The 14,983-nt window shown below is 59.7% G+C and carries 12 protein-coding genes and 1 pseudogene; 6 read left to right on the top strand and 7 right to left on the bottom strand.

Annotation, left to right across the window (positions count from 1 at the left end):
- Positions 1-418 precede the first annotated feature (418 nt).
- The 4 genes and pseudogenes from AYR47_RS33280 to AYR47_RS01750 form a co-directional block, all read right to left on the bottom strand.
- Positions 419-1,123, bottom strand: a complete 705-nt coding sequence (locus tag AYR47_RS33280) for a methyl-accepting chemotaxis protein (protein WP_371318427.1) — start codon at positions 1,121-1,123, stop codon at positions 419-421.
- Between the two features lie 198 nt (positions 1,124-1,321).
- Positions 1,322-2,203 (bottom strand): annotated as a pseudogene (locus tag AYR47_RS33275) (methyl-accepting chemotaxis protein); the annotation flags it as partial.
- 305 nt (positions 2,204-2,508) lie between these two features.
- Positions 2,509-6,975: a membrane-targeted effector domain-containing toxin gene (locus AYR47_RS01755; protein WP_061434048.1), complete on the bottom strand. Its 4,467-nt coding sequence runs from the start codon at positions 6,973-6,975 to the stop codon at positions 2,509-2,511.
- Positions 6,956-8,224 carry a hypothetical protein gene (locus AYR47_RS01750; protein WP_061434047.1) on the bottom strand — a complete coding sequence of 423 codons (1,269 nt, stop codon included), beginning with the start codon at positions 8,222-8,224 and terminating at the stop codon, positions 6,956-6,958. The genes AYR47_RS01755 and AYR47_RS01750 overlap by 20 nt, the downstream gene beginning before the upstream one ends.
- Positions 8,225-8,421: 197 nt before the next feature.
- On the opposite strand from AYR47_RS01750, the gene AYR47_RS01745 reads away from it, so the two are divergent.
- Entirely contained in the window at positions 8,422-9,039 is a 618-nt protein-coding gene (locus AYR47_RS01745; RefSeq protein ID WP_017531131.1) for an FKBP-type peptidyl-prolyl cis-trans isomerase, read from the top strand.
- Positions 9,040-9,099: 60 nt separating this feature from the next.
- Here AYR47_RS01745 and AYR47_RS01740 read toward each other — a convergent pair whose 3' ends face one another.
- From AYR47_RS01740 to AYR47_RS01730, 3 genes are all read right to left on the bottom strand, one after another.
- Complete coding sequence (locus AYR47_RS01740) at positions 9,100-9,357, bottom strand: PA4570 family protein (protein WP_003194088.1); 258 nt, start codon at positions 9,355-9,357, stop codon at positions 9,100-9,102.
- 161 nt (positions 9,358-9,518) lie between these two features.
- Positions 9,519-9,860: a zinc ribbon domain-containing protein YjdM gene (locus tag AYR47_RS01735; RefSeq protein ID WP_008022504.1), complete on the bottom strand. Its 342-nt coding sequence runs from the start codon at positions 9,858-9,860 to the stop codon at positions 9,519-9,521.
- Positions 9,861-9,976: 116 nt separating this feature from the next.
- Positions 9,977-10,945, bottom strand: a complete 969-nt coding sequence (locus AYR47_RS01730; RefSeq protein ID WP_028617908.1) for a polyprenyl synthetase family protein — start codon at positions 10,943-10,945, stop codon at positions 9,977-9,979.
- Between the two features lie 239 nt (positions 10,946-11,184).
- Here AYR47_RS01730 and rplU point away from each other — a divergent pair, with 239 nt between their 5' ends.
- From rplU to AYR47_RS01705, 5 genes are all read left to right on the top strand, one after another.
- The gene (gene rplU / locus AYR47_RS01725) at positions 11,185-11,499 is read left to right on the top strand and encodes a 50S ribosomal protein L21 (RefSeq protein WP_007950961.1); all 315 of its coding nucleotides are present in this window, start codon (positions 11,185-11,187) and stop codon (positions 11,497-11,499) included.
- Positions 11,500-11,533: 34 nt separating this feature from the next.
- A complete protein-coding gene (gene rpmA, locus AYR47_RS01720) occupies positions 11,534-11,791 on the top strand; it encodes a 50S ribosomal protein L27 (protein ID WP_003176049.1) in 258 nt (85 codons plus the stop codon).
- Positions 11,792-11,985: 194 nt separating this feature from the next.
- On the top strand, positions 11,986-13,209 hold the full coding sequence (gene cgtA / locus AYR47_RS01715; protein ID WP_016976186.1) for an Obg family GTPase CgtA: 1,224 nt from the start codon (positions 11,986-11,988) through the stop codon (positions 13,207-13,209).
- Between the two features lie 111 nt (positions 13,210-13,320).
- Positions 13,321-14,439, top strand: a complete 1,119-nt coding sequence (gene proB / locus AYR47_RS01710) for a glutamate 5-kinase (RefSeq protein WP_033896188.1) — start codon at positions 13,321-13,323, stop codon at positions 14,437-14,439.
- A gap of 15 nt (positions 14,440-14,454) precedes the next feature.
- Positions 14,455-14,919: a CreA family protein gene (locus tag AYR47_RS01705; RefSeq protein ID WP_015885841.1), complete on the top strand. Its 465-nt coding sequence runs from the start codon at positions 14,455-14,457 to the stop codon at positions 14,917-14,919.
- Positions 14,920-14,983: the final 64 nt, after the last annotated feature.

Below are 14,983 nucleotides of genomic sequence, written 5' to 3'. Positions count from 1 at the left end.
AAATACCGGGTGTTTAACCACTGTCTGTCACACCTTCTTGGCGGATTTTGGTTAGGCTTCACCCCGTTCTGCGTTGGTTGCTTTTAGGTGAGCCGGGTACGCGCGCGCGAATTTTTGGACTGATCGCCACGGGCTAGTAATCCGTGCCGGATTCATGCGAGATGCCCACTAGCCCGGCCGCCTCAAAGATGCGATGACCCGCGTCCAAAGGCTCACATGTTCCGGTAAGTGCGCTGGAGGTAAGGCCCAACCTAGGGAGGGCCGAGTATGTCTAAGTTTGCACGACGTACGTGGAACCTCGTAGTGAACTGCCTGCGTGCTTATCACGTCTGGAAGTTCCTGCGGGACAGCTTCGATGACCGCTAAGGTCTGAGAAGTGGAGCCGCCCCGGTTTAGGCTGAGGCGGCTTTTTGGTTTCTTACACCCGGAAATGGCTGACCATCTGCTGCAACTGGCTACCCAACCGTGCCAGTTCAACACTCGACTTGGCGGTCTCGTCACTTGCCGTAGCGGTCTGCTCCGACACATCCCGCACATTCACAATGCTGCGGCTGATTTCTTCAGCCACGGCGCTCTGCTGCTCGGCGGCGGCGGCGATCTGCTGGTTCATCGACTGGATATTCGACACCGTACGGGTGATGTTCTCCAGTGACACACCGGCCTTGCGCGTCAGTTCGACACTGCTGTCAGTGAGGCTGCGGCTGTTGTTCATCACGTTGGCCACTTGCTGGGTGCCGTTCTGCAAGCCGGCGACCAGGCCTTCGATTTCCTCGGTGGATTTCTGTGTGCGCTGGGCCAGGCCGCGCACTTCGTCGGCGACCACGGCAAACCCACGGCCGGCTTCACCCGCCCGTGCGGCTTCGATCGCCGCGTTGAGGGCCAGCAGGTTGGTCTGTTCCGCGACGGCCTTGATCACGTCCATCACGCTGCCGATCTTGTTGCTCTCTTGTTGCAGGTGGGTCATGGCGTCGGTGGAACGTGCCACTTCAGCGGCCAGACGCTCGATCTGGGCGATGGCCTCGGCCACCACTTTGTCGCCTGCGCGGGCTTGGCCGTCGGCATCGGCCGCAGCCAGGGAAGCCTGTTCTGCGTTGCGCGCCACTTCTTGCACGGTGGCAGTCATTTCGTGCATCGCCGTGGCGACCTGGTCGGTCTCGATCTTCTGGCTGTTCACGCCGGCGCTGGTCTGCTCGGTCACGGCCGACAGTTCTTCAGCGGCGCTGGCGATCTGGGTCACGCCGTCGCGAATACCGCTGATCAATTCACGCAAGGTCGTGCCCATGCGCTGGATGCCTTGTTGCAGCACGCCCAGCTCATCGCGGCGAGTGACCTGGATGTTGTGGCTCAGATCGCCGGAGGCAATGCGCTCCACCACGGCCAGGGTTTCCTGGATTGGGCGAGTGATCTGGCGCGTGATGACCCATGCTGCGATCACGCCCACCAGCAGCGCCAGCAAGGTGCTGATCAATTGCAGGCTGCGGGCCTGGGCGCTTTCGGCGTCGCGGCGGGTCAGCTGGATGTCGTACAGTTTGTCGCTGATCGTGACGATATCAGCGCCTTGGGTGGTCATTTCGGCACGGGCGGTGACGATGTTGGCGTTGGCGGACTTGTAGTTCTGCACGGCGCTGCGATAGGCACCCAAGGCGGTTTCCAATGCGGTCAGCGCGCTTTGCTGGCTGGCGCCGAAGGCGGCGCTGAGGTCTTTCAAACCGGCGATGGCTTTTTCAATCTGTGCGGCTGCGCGGGCTTCAGTTTCCGGGCTGACGTTGCCGGTGTAGCCACGCACTTCGTAGCGAGCCAACTGAAATTGCATCTTGGCGTCGGCCACCGCCTGGAACTGAGCCAGGTGCTCCGAACTGTCAGGCATTTGCTTCACGCTGGTTTCCAATGCGTTGATCTGTGCATTGGCGATATCCGCCTTGTCGCCCATCACCTGGCGAGAGGCGTTGCCGTTGCGGTAGGCCTCGCGCATTTTGTTCAGTGACTGTTGGTAAGCGGTGATGATGGATTTCTGCTCGTTGAGCAGCTTGAGGTTTTCCGGGCTCTTGAAGCTGTCGAGCAATTTCTGTTGCTGGGCAGCGAAGGCGTCCAGGTTGGTCTGTACATTCTGGGCCACGGCTTCGTCGCCATTGGCCAGCATGTACTGCAGGCGCACGATACGCAGTTTGGTCAACGAAGCATTGAGCTGAGTGATATCGCTCATCCAGTTGCTGCGGTCGATCAGGCCGCCCAGGCTGGTCCAGCCGGTCAGTGCCAGGATCGAGGTAAGGACCAGCACCAGGCCGAAGCCCAGGCCCAGTTTGAGATTGACGCTGATGTTGCCGAACCAGCTATTCATCGAATGCTCCGCAAAGTTGATGTCTGTCTGCTGGACGGTGTTGTTGTTTGAGCCAGCCAAAGTGTGTAGGTGGGTATCGGCGGCGGGATGTGAATCTGAAATGGTTTTTCAATGGGCCGATGAAAGGTGAACCCCGCCCGATTGCCGGGCGAGGTTAAACGTTGCACGTGTCAGGTTATTTGTCGCAGTCCCGCGCCTTGAGGAGGGTCGGCCTTGAGTGTTTCGATCAGTGCCGATAAATCATAAAAGCGCTGATTTTTTAGCGCGCTCCAGTATTCGATGAAGTACTGGCCTTTGCCGTTGATCTGAAACGGCGTTGTGACGATTTGGCCGCTGCGTGAGCGGTGAACCAGGTTGACGTCGAATTCGCTCGGATACTCGATGAAGAACTGCCCAGGTTCAGTGAGCCTGGTGCGGTCTGGCAGTGTTGGGGTGCGAGTCGCAGGGGCTTTGAGGTTGCCCACGTCAATCCTGAAGTCACTGCGTAAGGCGACGATTGAGCGCGTGTCCGTTACGTGGCCCCAGCCGCCGCCGCGTAGCCGTTTTGCGCGCTGGGGAGTCGTATCGTACACATGCAGACTGATCGCATCCTGCAACTCGACGAGGCCCGGTACACCCTTGTGCATATCGGTGTGGGCGGTGCCCACAAAGGCCACCCATTTGTGGGCGCCCTTCGCGAGTTGGTCAGCCTTGATCACTTCATTAGCGAAGTAGCTGAACAGTTCGAGCCTGCCGACTTTGCCAGTGAGGCCTTTGACGTGATAGCTGGCACTGCAGTCCAGTGCACGCACGCGGATCCCAAACTTATGCGCCGTTTTGACTATGTTCGTGTAGGTGTAATCGCCGCCGTACATTGGCATACGGTCGCTATCGAGTAACTCCAGGTAGTTTTTCAGGGCCTTCGGCATTTTCGAGGTGCGGTGATAAATATCCAAGGCCTCTTGATGCAAGTCGGTGAGCAAGTGCTCTATGTAGAGTGTTTTGACGCCTTGCTTTTTCAGCAGCTCCATGTGCTCGTTCAATAGTTGTTTGGCAGATCTCTGGATGTGACTTTCGCCAATCACCAGGCCGAGTTTCTGTCGATATACCTGCTCAAAAAATGCCTGTTCGCTTTGCGTAGAAATCGTCGTCAGTGGCGTGCGTGGGGTCGCTGGGTAGTGGCTGAAAGCGTTTTCAGCAGTACTGGCCAACTCGCTGCGTACGCTTCTGAATCTGGCCAAGGCCCCGGATTCGGGCGAGGTGGGGTCCATGAATATGTAACCCGTGTCCAGCCCATGAGGAGCCGCTTGCATCTGCTCAATGAGCGGTCGAATGTCGTGCGGCAGGTCGAACTGGGCGAAATGAGTCACGGCAGCAGACGGTGGCGAAACGGTTCCCGAGGTGCTGGGTGTCGGGACGTCAATCGGCATCGACAAGACGTAGTCACCTTTGGATAGACCCCGCGCATTCGTATCGGGCACCACGCCAGTGGGCGTTGTGGACGGTACATCCATAATCCGCAGGGCCAGGGCATATTCCAGGTCCGCCAGCCCTACGACGCGTGCATAGGTGCCCAGCCGCTCCGACGCCACCAACGCAACCCAACCTTCGCCTGGGTTGTTGCTCAGGTTGTGCTCAATGATGGTGTGTGAGTAGAAATTACGTAGCCTGTTACTGCGCGGTGAGAAATAGGTGCCGGCGCGCCGGCTTGGCGCGTGATCCAGATGGTAGGACACGGCACCATCCAGGCCATCTATCTGCACATTGAGCCGCTGGGTTTCATCCAGCAATTTGCTGTAGTTGAAGGGGGCGCCCGACAGGTTCAGAACCTTGTCGGCTTCGGCCAGTTGCTGCTTTATCTGCTGCAGGGCACGGGCTTTGTTGCCTGTGACCTGGTTATTGAGGATTCTCAGCTTGTTATAAAACAGGTCTCGGGGCAGGTACTCGATGTACACGCGTTTGAGCCCTTGTTCGACCAGCGTGGACAGTTGTTCGATCAACAGTTGCAGGCTGGTGGTCGGGTTCTTGCCGGAGCCGATGAGCAAACGGTTATCGCGGGCGAACAAGGTATTGACGATATTGCTGTGCGTGGCATCGGGGGCCAGTACTGGTACGGGGTCTTTGAGCGTGGTGGGAGGGCGTGGGGCCTGGAAGAAGGTCTCGGCGCGCTGGGTCACACTCTTAACCTTCTGGGCGTAGGCGCTGCGCAGTACGGAAGTACCGACAATGGACGCTTCTTGGAATAGGTCGTCAGGATCAGTCGCCGAGACTTTGTATTCCGGGCTGATCATGTGGCGAAAGTCTGTGGCGTGCTTTCCCGTCAGGTCAAAGTCTTCCAGCGGGCTGGTCTGCTCGTTTACCAGCGCTTCGTATTTCTTTCCGCCGTGGCGTGCGGTCGGGCGTACCCATTGTCCGCTAGGGTTCCGTTCTACCTGGCGAGCGGTCGAATGGAGCTGGCCGGTGTCCTCATCAAGGCGGTACAACACATAGCGGCCCTCGGAGGTTGGCGTTTTCGATACCCATAGCTTGCGCCCTTCGAACAGCACAGGTTGCATGCCTTCTGGCGTGAGCGCGTCGAGTTGCCCGATCAAGGCGCTTTGCGTCGCTTGCGGGCCGGGTTTTATGACCGGGCGCAAGGCGCGCAGCGATTTCAACGCGTCTTTTACAACAGGCCGAACATCAAACAACACCGAGCCACCAACATTGGCCAGGTAACCGATGTAGTGGTCCAGGGCTGCGCCCTTATCATTTTGGTAGTAGGCATTCAGGGCGAGCATGGCGTCCTTGAACGCGAGCAACCCGCCGAGGGCCAGGCTGAGCACGGGAAAAGGCATCGTGGCGATAGCCGCTACCCATTCGATGCAGGTCCACAGAATGCCGGTGATCATTTGCGCGCGATTGACGGTGGTGCCGTGCACGTCATCGATCTTGCGTTGCAGGCTCATGTTGTAGAACTCATGGCGCAAGTCGCTGAGGGGCGAGATCTGGGCGATCCCATCGTGCCGGGGCGGGCTGGGTGTGCTGCGATTGATATCGTGCGGCAGGCCGTTTTTGGCGTTTTGCAGAAACAGCCCGATGCGTGCCATTGATGGCTTTGGCACCCGCGCACACCAGTAGGTGGGCATGCCCTCGACTTTTTTGAGCAGGTAATTGAACAGCCGTGCTTCGCGAAAGGCGATGCCGTCCGGTGCGTCGGGGGTGTAAAGCAGCACCGGGTTATCCGCGTGGCTGAACAGGTAATTGCCGATCACCCAATCGCCATTGATAACCAGCCGATGCACCTTATAGGTGTTGCGCTCGCTAGTGACGGTACTTGCCAGGCTGTCGATGGCCTGTTCAAGCCATGTCAGATCGATGCTGGCGATATGCCCTTGGAGTCGCGATTCGAGTGCGGCGTTTTTCATTTGCAGTTGCTGGATCGCCAACACCGCGTCGCGGCGCTCGGCGTAGCCCGCGCTACTGCTGCTTTGCAAGCGTCGGCGCACTTCATCGGTGTAACGTTGACCAATCCACACACCGGTCACCGAGCGTGCAACGTTCTGCGCGGTCAGCGGGCTGATGTCCACGCCGGGCGGGCCACGAAAGGTGGCGGACCTTGAAAATTTCTCGTCGAGAAAGCCGATGCCGTCGTCGTACCCGTCACGGAACAGCGTGGTGTAGGAGACAGGCTCATCCCCGGCGCCGAGCAAAGGTTTGGGGGCGTAGGCGAAAACGGTGTCTGGGTCGATGTCGTTTTGACGACGGCCCAGCAGAGTGTTCAGGCTGAGCTTGGCCTTTTCATGCAGGTAGCTGTCGAAGCTCGGGAAATTGGCTTCCGAGTCCGGCCGTGCGTTGTAGGTGCGCAACGCGCCCGTCGCGTCGTCTCCCAGCTTGGTCAGGCGCGTGTGATCCGCTGCCGATGCGGCGCGATACCAGGCGGGAGTGGCCAGCTCATAGTCGTCCTGTAGCTGTGTCAGCCGGTGCGCGGCCATGGCGTCCAGGCAATCGGCGTGGCTGCAGGGTTTACCAAACGTTACTTCCTGGTGTTCCAAGGCGTCAGGCCGGAAGCCGATCCCCTGAATAACCTTGCTCATGGCGGGGCGAAAGCGCAGGGGCACTTGCTCCAACACGTAGTCGGTCATCCCGCGCCCTTTGATCTGCGCCTTGTCATCCAGCCAGCCGAGAATATGGGTCTGGCATTCGAGCAGGCTGTCGAACCCACGGAACTGCTGTGCGCGAGGCGCGTCGGGTGTGCACAGCAACAAGCGTTTTACCTGCCCATTGGTGTCATCTTCGCGCAGCAGCCACAGGTCTTTGAGTTGCGCGCCGTGGAACAGCACGGTTTGAGCGCAGAGTTGTGGGCGTGGGTGTTCTCGCAGTTGTTCAAACAGCTGGAAATCCGCTGAGCTGAGGTGGCCTTGCAGTTTGGCGAGGTAAGCCATGCTCACCAGGCGCTGATCGAAAAAAGTGCGCACGGCCTGTCTGATTGCCGCCGAGCCCAACACGGCTTTCTGGACGTTGGCAAAGTCCAGGCGTGGTTGCAGGCCTTGCAGTGGGAGGATCAGGTCTTGCACGGTGACGTAGGCATGGGCCTCGCCAAGTGGGGCGCCGGCATAACTCAGGGTGCTGTGTTCGAGGAAGTCTGAACCTGCGATCGCATCACCTGGGTGCAGGCCCACGCAGGGTCAGTTCCATCAGGGAGCGTTGTTGGACGTAGGTGCCGACTTTGGGGACTGTGCGTCGAGTGGTGATCTGCAGTTGCTCGGGGGCCAGGTCGTGGACGTCCCACTGGCTCGCCAGGTATTCCGCCCACTGGTGCCGGGCCAGGGCGTGGGGCGTCGAGGCCGGGCCGAACAGGTCCAGGAATGTCTGGCGCGCTTGGTTGTAACTGCGCAGATGTTGGTCGAGCGTGCTGCGTTGGTCGTTGCCTAAGCTGCGGTACCAGTCGGGCAACGTGTTGAACAGGTCGCGCTCAAGCAGCAGTTGGGCCCTGAAGTCCAGGCGCATGTTCAACTCTGGCAGTGCGGCCTTGATGGCATGGTCGAGGTGTGCCTTGAGCTGAGCTGCGTTGAGCTGGCCGTCTGCTGCAAGGTTCAGGGCGTAGCCGATATCGTTTGCGCGTTTGTCGAGTACGGCTTGATACGCGTGTTCAAACAGCGGCTCGTCTTCGATGGGCTGCAAGCCCAGAGGGAAAATGCCGATCGCGTCGAGGTGCTGATAGCGCACGGGCAGATGACGGTTCAACTCTGCAAGCCCTGCGCCCGTCGCCATCACTGATTGCAAACCTTGGTTGAGGTCAATGAGGGAGTCGAAGGCCTCCAGGCCGCGATGCGGGGTGAATAACAACACGGGGCCTGGATGGGCAGCGCTCAAGCTGTCGACGACAGGACTGGCTTGACGGGTGAGCACGAACGCGCCGGCGAACGCCACTGTCTGGTCCTGATAGTCGAAGGTCAGTGCATACATACCTGGGCGAAAGGTCGGCCCGCGTGAGCAGTCTTCGAGCATGATCTGATCGGCAGGGGACAACAGATAGTCGCTGACGTTGAGGCGGGTCTCCTGTTCCAGGGCGCTGATGCCAGCGGTGAAGGTCATGAAGGTTTTACGGCTCTGGCCATCGACGGTGCTGGTTTCATCAAGGCGCTGAAGCTGTTGCACCAGCCGGGTTTTCAATGTGGCCAACCGTTGTTGACCGCCAGCCTGGCTGAGATCGGAGTGTTCCAGGTCTGCGTAAAGCCGTTGCGCCTGCTGCTCATAGGCGGTGTTTACGCGCTTGAGCGTGGCATTGGTGGTTTCCAGGGCACTTCGCTCAGCCGGCAAGGTGACAGGGCGTTTGCTGTGCGTGCGAAGTGTGGGGTCAATTTCCAGCAGGTGGCTGTGAATTTGCTGCAGCGTGGGTGATCGGTGACGGTTGTTCGGCGTACTCATTGCACGGCCCCAAGGTGATGAATGGAATCATCAGCATGGCGAGGGGCTGCGGGTGTCCGGCTGTAGATAGGTATACAGGGGCGCTCATCAAGGCCGGGTGTTGTGTGCTAGTCTGCTGGCCCTTTTAGTTTTGGATGACCAGGAAAGCGCGGCCTACGTGCGGCTTTTTGTGTGTCGTCCTACAGCGGAGCACCTTCATGTCCGAAGTTAATCTGTCCACCGACGAAACCCGCGTCAGCTACGGCATTGGCCGTCAACTGGGCGACCAACTGCGCGACAACCCACCACCGGGCGTGAGCCTGGACGCGATCCTGGCTGGCCTGACCGACGCGTTCGCCGGCAAGCCAAGCCGTGTGGACCAAGAGCAAATGGCCGCCAGCTTCAAAGTGATCCGTGAAGTCATGCAAGCCGAAGCGGCTGCCAAGGCTGAAGCGGCTGCTGGCGCTGGCCTGGCCTTCCTGGCTGAAAACGCCAAGCGCGATGGCATCACCACCCTGGCTTCCGGCCTGCAATTCGAAGTGCTGACCGCAGGTGACGGCGCCAAGCCGACCCGTGAAGACCAGGTACGCACTCACTACCACGGCACCCTGATTGACGGCACTGTGTTCGACAGCTCCTACGAGCGCGGCCAGCCTGCAGAATTCCCGGTAGGCGGCGTGATCGCCGGCTGGACCGAAGCTCTGCAACTGATGAATGCCGGCAGCAAATGGCGCCTGTATGTGCCGAGCGAACTGGCTTACGGCGCTCAAGGCGTTGGCAGCATCCCGCCGCACAGCGTTCTGGTGTTTGACGTCGAGCTGCTCGACGTTCTGTAAGACCTGCTGATTACCTGTGGGAACGAGCCTGCTCGCTCCCACAGTGTTTTACTGGTTTTTTCATGGATGGAACTTGCCATTCAGCTCAGTCGCTGGGCGCAACGCTCGGGCATAGCAGAACAGAAACAGATTGCGCACCACTTCCTTCAGCACGCCGGGTTCGCTCGAACTCAGCCCGTTGACGTCCAGGTCGCCCTGGTCCTGTAGTTCATTCAGCGCTTCTTCTTCCAGTACCGCACAGACTTCACCGGTTTCCCGATGCAGGATCCGCAGGTAAGGGTGTGGTCGGTCCAGCCAGGCGTCTATCAAATAAGTCATGGGTCTCATCTCCTTGATGGGTTTCAATGAGAATAATTCTTATTCGTAGAATAGCAAGTGCCTATTGGCGGTTTCTGGGTTTTTCTGTGTGGATATTGCGCGGGATCAAACAAGAGGGCGAAACGCCATCCCGCGGCAGGCGCGGGATGGAGGCAGCCTATTCAGACTTTGCGCACGAACTCGGACTTGAGCTTCATCGGGCCGATACCGTCGATCTTGCAGTCGATATCGTGGTCGCCGTCGCACAGGCGGATGTTCTTGACCTTGGTGCCGACCTTGACCACCAGGGACGTGCCCTTGACCTTGAGGTCCTTGATCACGGTGATGGTGTCGCCGTCCTGCAGCACATTGCCGACGGAGTCTTTTTTCACGGCGTCATCGCTGGCCGCTTCGGCCTCGCCATTGGCGGACCACTCATGGGCGCATTCCGGGCAGATCAGCTGGGCGCCGTCTTCGTAGGTGTATTCGGAATTGCATTTCGGGCAGGGTGGCAACGTGCTCACTAAGGCTCCTTGAGAGTCAGGATGGCTAAAGGGCGCACATTATATAGGGTTTTGCGGTCTTACAGGTTGTATGAAATCTAAATGTGGGAGGGGGGCCTCCCACATAGGCCCGCGTTTTAGTGCGTACGCGCAACCGCGAACTCACTCAGCTCGACCAGGGCGTCGCGGTATTCGCTGGCGGGAAGGGCTTGCAGGCATTGGATGGCACGGGCCACGTAGTCACGCGCCAGTTGCGCGGTGTACTCCAGCGAACCCGAGGCTTCCACGGCGGCGCGGATGGCCTCCAGGTCTTCGATCCCGCCTTTCTGGATCGCCTTGCGCACCAGGGCGGCCTGTTCCGGCGTGCCTTCGCGCATGGTGTAGATCAGCGGCAGGGTTGGCTTGCCTTCAGCCAAGTCATCACCGACGTTCTTGCCCAGGGTTTCAGCGTCGCCCTTGTAGTCGAGCAGGTCGTCGACCAGTTGGAACGCGACGCCCAGGTGATCACCAAAGGTGCGCAAGGCCTCGGCCTGCTCGGCCGTTGCGCCGCACAGTGCAGCGGCGCTATGGGTGGAGGCTTCGAAGAGCATCGCGGTTTTGCCGCGGATCACTTCCATGTAGGTTTCTTCGGTGGTGCTGGCGTCACGGACCTTCGACAGTTGCAACACTTCGCCTTCGGCGATGATGCGGGTGGCCTGTGAAAGAATCTTCATCACCGGCATCGAGCCGAGTTCAACCATCATTTCGAACGAGCGCGAGTACAGGAAGTCGCCCACCAGCACGCTTGGGGCATTGCCCCACATGGCGTTGGCGGTCTCGCGGCCACGGCGCATGCCGGACATGTCGACCACGTCGTCATGCAGTAGGGTCGCGGTGTGCAGGAATTCGATCGTGGCGGCCAGCAGGCGCAGGTCATCGCCTTCGCGACCCAGAGCCTTGCCGCACAGCAGCACTAATAAAGGACGCAGGCGCTTACCGCCCGCCGACGTAATATAGTCGCCAATTTTGGAGACCAGCGGCACTTTAGACGTCAGCTGCTGCTTGATGATGCCGTCGACGGCGCTAAAATCGTCCGCGACCGCGCGGTAGAAAGCTTGGGGTTGCATCAGCGACAGTCGCTCCAGAAGGGTTGCGCGGCATGCTAGGACCCAGGCCCCCCAGTGTCAAGGCGCGATAGACGGCCCCTTGCAACACCCATTTACCTTGCGTACAATCGCGCACCCTGAACTTCCTGGGCAGCACCTGCCTTACGCAATTGCATTAGGGACGTCCATCCCATGCAGCCATGCCAGCCAATACCTCTTCTTATAAAGCGCTGGGTGAGCAGGATTATCGGAGAAATACCATGTCGTACGCAGTAATTGTTACTGGTGGCAAGCAATACAAAGTCGCCCCAGGTGAATACCTGAAGATCGAAAAACTGGAAGTCGCTACCGGCGAATCCGTTACTTTTGATCGCGTTCTGTTGGTCGCCAATGGCGATGACGTGAACATCGGCGCTCCAGTTGTTGCTGGCGCTACCGTTGTGGCTGAAGTGATCTCCCAAGGTCGTCACGATAAAGTCCGCATCATCAAGTTCCGTCGTCGTAAGCACCACATGAAGCGTATGGGCCACCGCCAGTGGTACACCGAGATCAAAATCACCGGTATTCAGGCTTAATTTCAGCCTAATTCCTCACTAGGAGAATTGACTCATGGCACACAAAAAAGCTGGTGGTAGTACCCGTAACGGTCGCGACTCAGAAGCCAAACGCCTTGGCGTGAAGATGTATGGCGGCCAGAAAATCATTCCGGGCAACATCATCGTGCGTCAGCGCGGCACCCAATTCCACGCCGGTTACGGTGTAGGCATGGGTAAAGATCACACCCTCTTCGCGAAAATCGAAGGCGTGATCAAGTTTGAAGTAAAAGGCGCGTTCAACCGCCGTTACGTGAGCGTTGTCGCAGCTTAATTGCGAGATCGCTGGAAAAGCCCTGTCTTGCGACGGGGCTTTTTCGTTTGTGGGGTGAGTCTCTTGCAAAGCTGTTTGTAATGGGCTCAGGCGCTGGTTTTTGCGGTCGCTGATTGAGGTCGCTGCGCTCATTTTTGCAAGAGTCTTATGTCTTGGTTTCTTAAGCTCGTCCGTGCGGCGAGAGGCGTTTTGTTATGAAGTTCGTTGATGAAGTTTCCATCCGAGTAAAAGCAGGCGACGGCGGTAACGGTTGCATGAGTTTCCGTCGCGAAAAATTCATCGAAAACGGTGGCCCCAACGGCGGTGACGGCGGTGACGGCGGTTCCATCTACATGATGGCCGACGAAAACCTCAATACCCTGGTCGACTACCGTTACACCCGGCACTTCGATGCCGAGCGTGGCTCCAACGGCGGCAGCACCGACTGCACCGGTAAGAAAGGCGAAGACCTGGTACTGCGCGTACCGGTCGGCACCACGATCATCGACTCCGCGACCCAGGAAGTGATCGGCGACCTGACCAAGGCCGGCCAGAAGCTGATGGTGGTACAGGGCGGCTGGCACGGTCTGGGTAACACCCGATTCAAGTCCAGTACCAACCGCGCGCCACGCCAGACCACGCCAGGCAAGCCGGGCGAGCAGCGTGACCTCAAGCTGGAAATGAAAGTACTGGCTGACGTGGGCCTGCTGGGTCTGCCGAACGCTGGCAAAAGTACCTTCATCCGCTCGGTTTCGGCCGCCAAGCCGAAAGTCGCCGACTACCCGTTCACCACCCTGGTGCCAAACCTCGGTGTGGTCAGCGTCGACCGTTGGAAAAGCTTCGTGATCGCCGACATTCCCGGCCTGATCGAAGGGGCTTCCGATGGCGCAGGCCTGGGGATTCGCTTCCTCAAGCACTTGTCGCGTACCCGTTTGCTGCTGCACCTCGTCGACATGGCGCCGCTGGATGACACCAGCGCACCGGACGCCGCCGAAGTGATCGTCAGCGAACTGACCAAGTTCAGCCCGGCCCTGGCCGAGCGTGATCGCTGGTTGGTGCTGAACAAGTGCGACCAGATCCTGGAGGAAGAGCACGAAGAGCGCGTCAAGGAAATCGTTGACCGCCTGGAGTGGGAAGGTCCGGTCTACGTGATCTCGGCCATTGCCAAAGAAGGCACCGAGCGCCTGACCCGCGACATCATGCGCTACCTCGAAGACCGCGCCGACCGCCTGGCGGCCGATCCTGTGTTCAAGGCTGAGCTGGCTGAGCTCGATCAACAGATCGAAGACGAAGCCCGTGCCCAGCTGCAAGCGCTGGACGACCAGCGTGCCCTGCGCCGCAGCGGCGTGAAGTCGGTCCACGACATCGGTGACGATGATTGGGACGAAGAAGACGTGGATGATGAAGACGGTCCTGAAATCATTTACGTGCGCGACTGAGTCGTTGCGATAAACTTGAACGCCGCTCCTGTTGGAGCGGCGTTTTAGTATCCGGGTTTAACGTTATGGGCCGCGCTGGGTCGCGCAGCCCTCAATCTAAGGTTGAAGATGATGCGGAGCAAAGTGACAGGTGCGCAGCGCTGGGTCGTAAAGATCGGCAGTGCGTTGCTGACGGCGGATGGCAAGGGGCTCGATCGCGCAGCCATGAGCGTCTGGGTCGAGCAGATGGTGGCCTTGCATGAGGCCGGTGTGGAGTTGGTGCTGGTGTCGTCCGGGGCGGTTGCCGCCGGGATGAGCCGCCTCGGCTGGACCGCGCGACCCAGCGCGATGCACGAACTGCAAGCCGCCGCCGCCATTGGTCAGATGGGCCTGGTGCAAGCCTGGGAATCCAGCTTTGCCGAGCACGGCCGCCATACGGCGCAGATCCTGCTGACCCACGATGACCTGTCCGACCGCAAGCGCTACCTCAACGCCCGCAGCACCTTGCGCGCGCTGGTGGAGCTGAAAGTCATCCCGGTGATCAACGAAAACGACACCGTGGTTACCGACGAAATCCGTTTTGGCGACAACGACACCTTGGCCGCCCTGGTGGCCAACCTGGTGGAAGCCGACCTGCTGGTGATCCTCACCGACCGCGATGGCATGTTCGACGCCGACCCGCGCAACAATCCGGAGGCCCAGCTGATCTACGAAGCCCGCGCCGATGACCCCGCGCTGGACGCCGTGGCCGGTAGTGTCGGCGGGGCCCTGGGCCGTGGTGGCATGCAGACCAAGTTGCGTGCGGCGCGTCTGGCGGCGCGTTCCGGTGCCCACACCATCATCGTCGGCGGGCGCATCGAGCGCGTGCTGGATCGTCTCAAGGCCGGCGAGCGCATCGGTACGCTGCTGTCGCCGGAACGCGGCATGCTGGCGGCGCGCAAACAGTGGCTGGCCGGTCATCTGCAAACCCGTGGCACTCTGGTGCTGGACGCTGGCGCCGTGTCTGCGCTGTCCCAAGGCAATAAGAGCCTGCTGCCGGTCGGCGTCAAGTTGGTACAGGGCAGCTTCCGCCGGGGCGAGATGGTGGTGTGCGTGGCGCCGGACGGTCGTGAGATCGCCCGTGGCCTGGCCAACTACAGCGCGCTCGAAGCGCAGAAAATCATTGGACAATCCTCCGATGCGATTGTCGGACTATTGGGTTACATGGCCGAACCGGAACTGGTTCACCGCGATAACCTGATCCTGGTCTAACCAAAGGAATACACCATGCGTGTCATGAAGGGATTGCTCGGCCTGCTGTTGGCCATGCCATTGTTGGCCTCTGCTGAAGAAATCGGCCAGGTGTCGACGGTGTTCAAGTTTGTCGGCCCCAACGACCGGATTGTGGTTGAAGCCTTCGATGACCCCAAGGTCGACGGCGTGACCTGCTACCTGTCCCGCGCCAAGACCGGCGGCGTCAAAGGCGGCCTCGGGCTGGCCGAAGACCGCGCCGAAGCCTCGATTGCCTGCCGCCAGGTCGGCCCGATCCGCTTCAAGGGCGAACTCAAGGACGGCGACGAAGTGTTCAAGGAGCGCACCTCCCTGGTGTTCAAGACCATGCAGGTGGTGCGCTTCCTCGACAAGAAGCGCAACACCTTGGTTTACCTGGTGTACAGCGACCGCCTGATCGAAGGCAGCCCGCAAAACGCCGTGACCGCCATTCCGATTTTGCCCTGGCCGACCGCTCAGTAACCCGCAGGCGGGTTTTGCAATCGGCGTCTATGATTGCAGGCTTGCGGGTTGTAATCTCGACGTG

The sequence above is a fragment of the Pseudomonas azotoformans genome (assembly GCF_001579805.1).
GTDB lineage: Bacteria > Pseudomonadota > Gammaproteobacteria > Pseudomonadales > Pseudomonadaceae > Aquipseudomonas > Aquipseudomonas azotoformans_A.
The sequence above is the reverse complement of the archived record's forward strand: the minus strand, read 5'-3'. Positions and strand labels throughout refer to the sequence as shown.

What these genes read in the sequence shown, in the direction of transcription:
- AYR47_RS01740 (WP_003194088.1), bottom strand. Translation starts at nt 9,357, where the DNA reads ATGACTTATTTGATAGACGCCTGGCTGGACCGACCACACCCTTACCTG.
- rpmA (WP_003176049.1), top strand. Translation starts at nt 11,534, where the DNA reads ATGGCACACAAAAAAGCTGGTGGTAGTACCCGTAACGGTCGCGACTCA.
- AYR47_RS33280 (WP_371318427.1), bottom strand. Translation starts at nt 1,123, where the DNA reads ATGACTGCCACCGTGCAAGAAGTGGCGCGCAACGCAGAACAGGCTTCC.
- proB (WP_033896188.1), top strand. Translation starts at nt 13,321, where the DNA reads ATGCGGAGCAAAGTGACAGGTGCGCAGCGCTGGGTCGTAAAGATCGGC.
- AYR47_RS01730 (WP_028617908.1), bottom strand. Translation starts at nt 10,945, where the DNA reads ATGCAACCCCAAGCTTTCTACCGCGCGGTCGCGGACGATTTTAGCGCC.
- AYR47_RS01705 (WP_015885841.1), top strand. Translation starts at nt 14,455, where the DNA reads ATGCGTGTCATGAAGGGATTGCTCGGCCTGCTGTTGGCCATGCCATTG.
- AYR47_RS01745 (WP_017531131.1), top strand. Translation starts at nt 8,422, where the DNA reads ATGTCCGAAGTTAATCTGTCCACCGACGAAACCCGCGTCAGCTACGGC.
- rplU (WP_007950961.1), top strand. Translation starts at nt 11,185, where the DNA reads ATGTCGTACGCAGTAATTGTTACTGGTGGCAAGCAATACAAAGTCGCC.
- cgtA (WP_016976186.1), top strand. Translation starts at nt 11,986, where the DNA reads ATGAAGTTCGTTGATGAAGTTTCCATCCGAGTAAAAGCAGGCGACGGC.
- AYR47_RS01750 (WP_061434047.1), bottom strand. Translation starts at nt 8,224, where the DNA reads ATGAGTACGCCGAACAACCGTCACCGATCACCCACGCTGCAGCAAATT.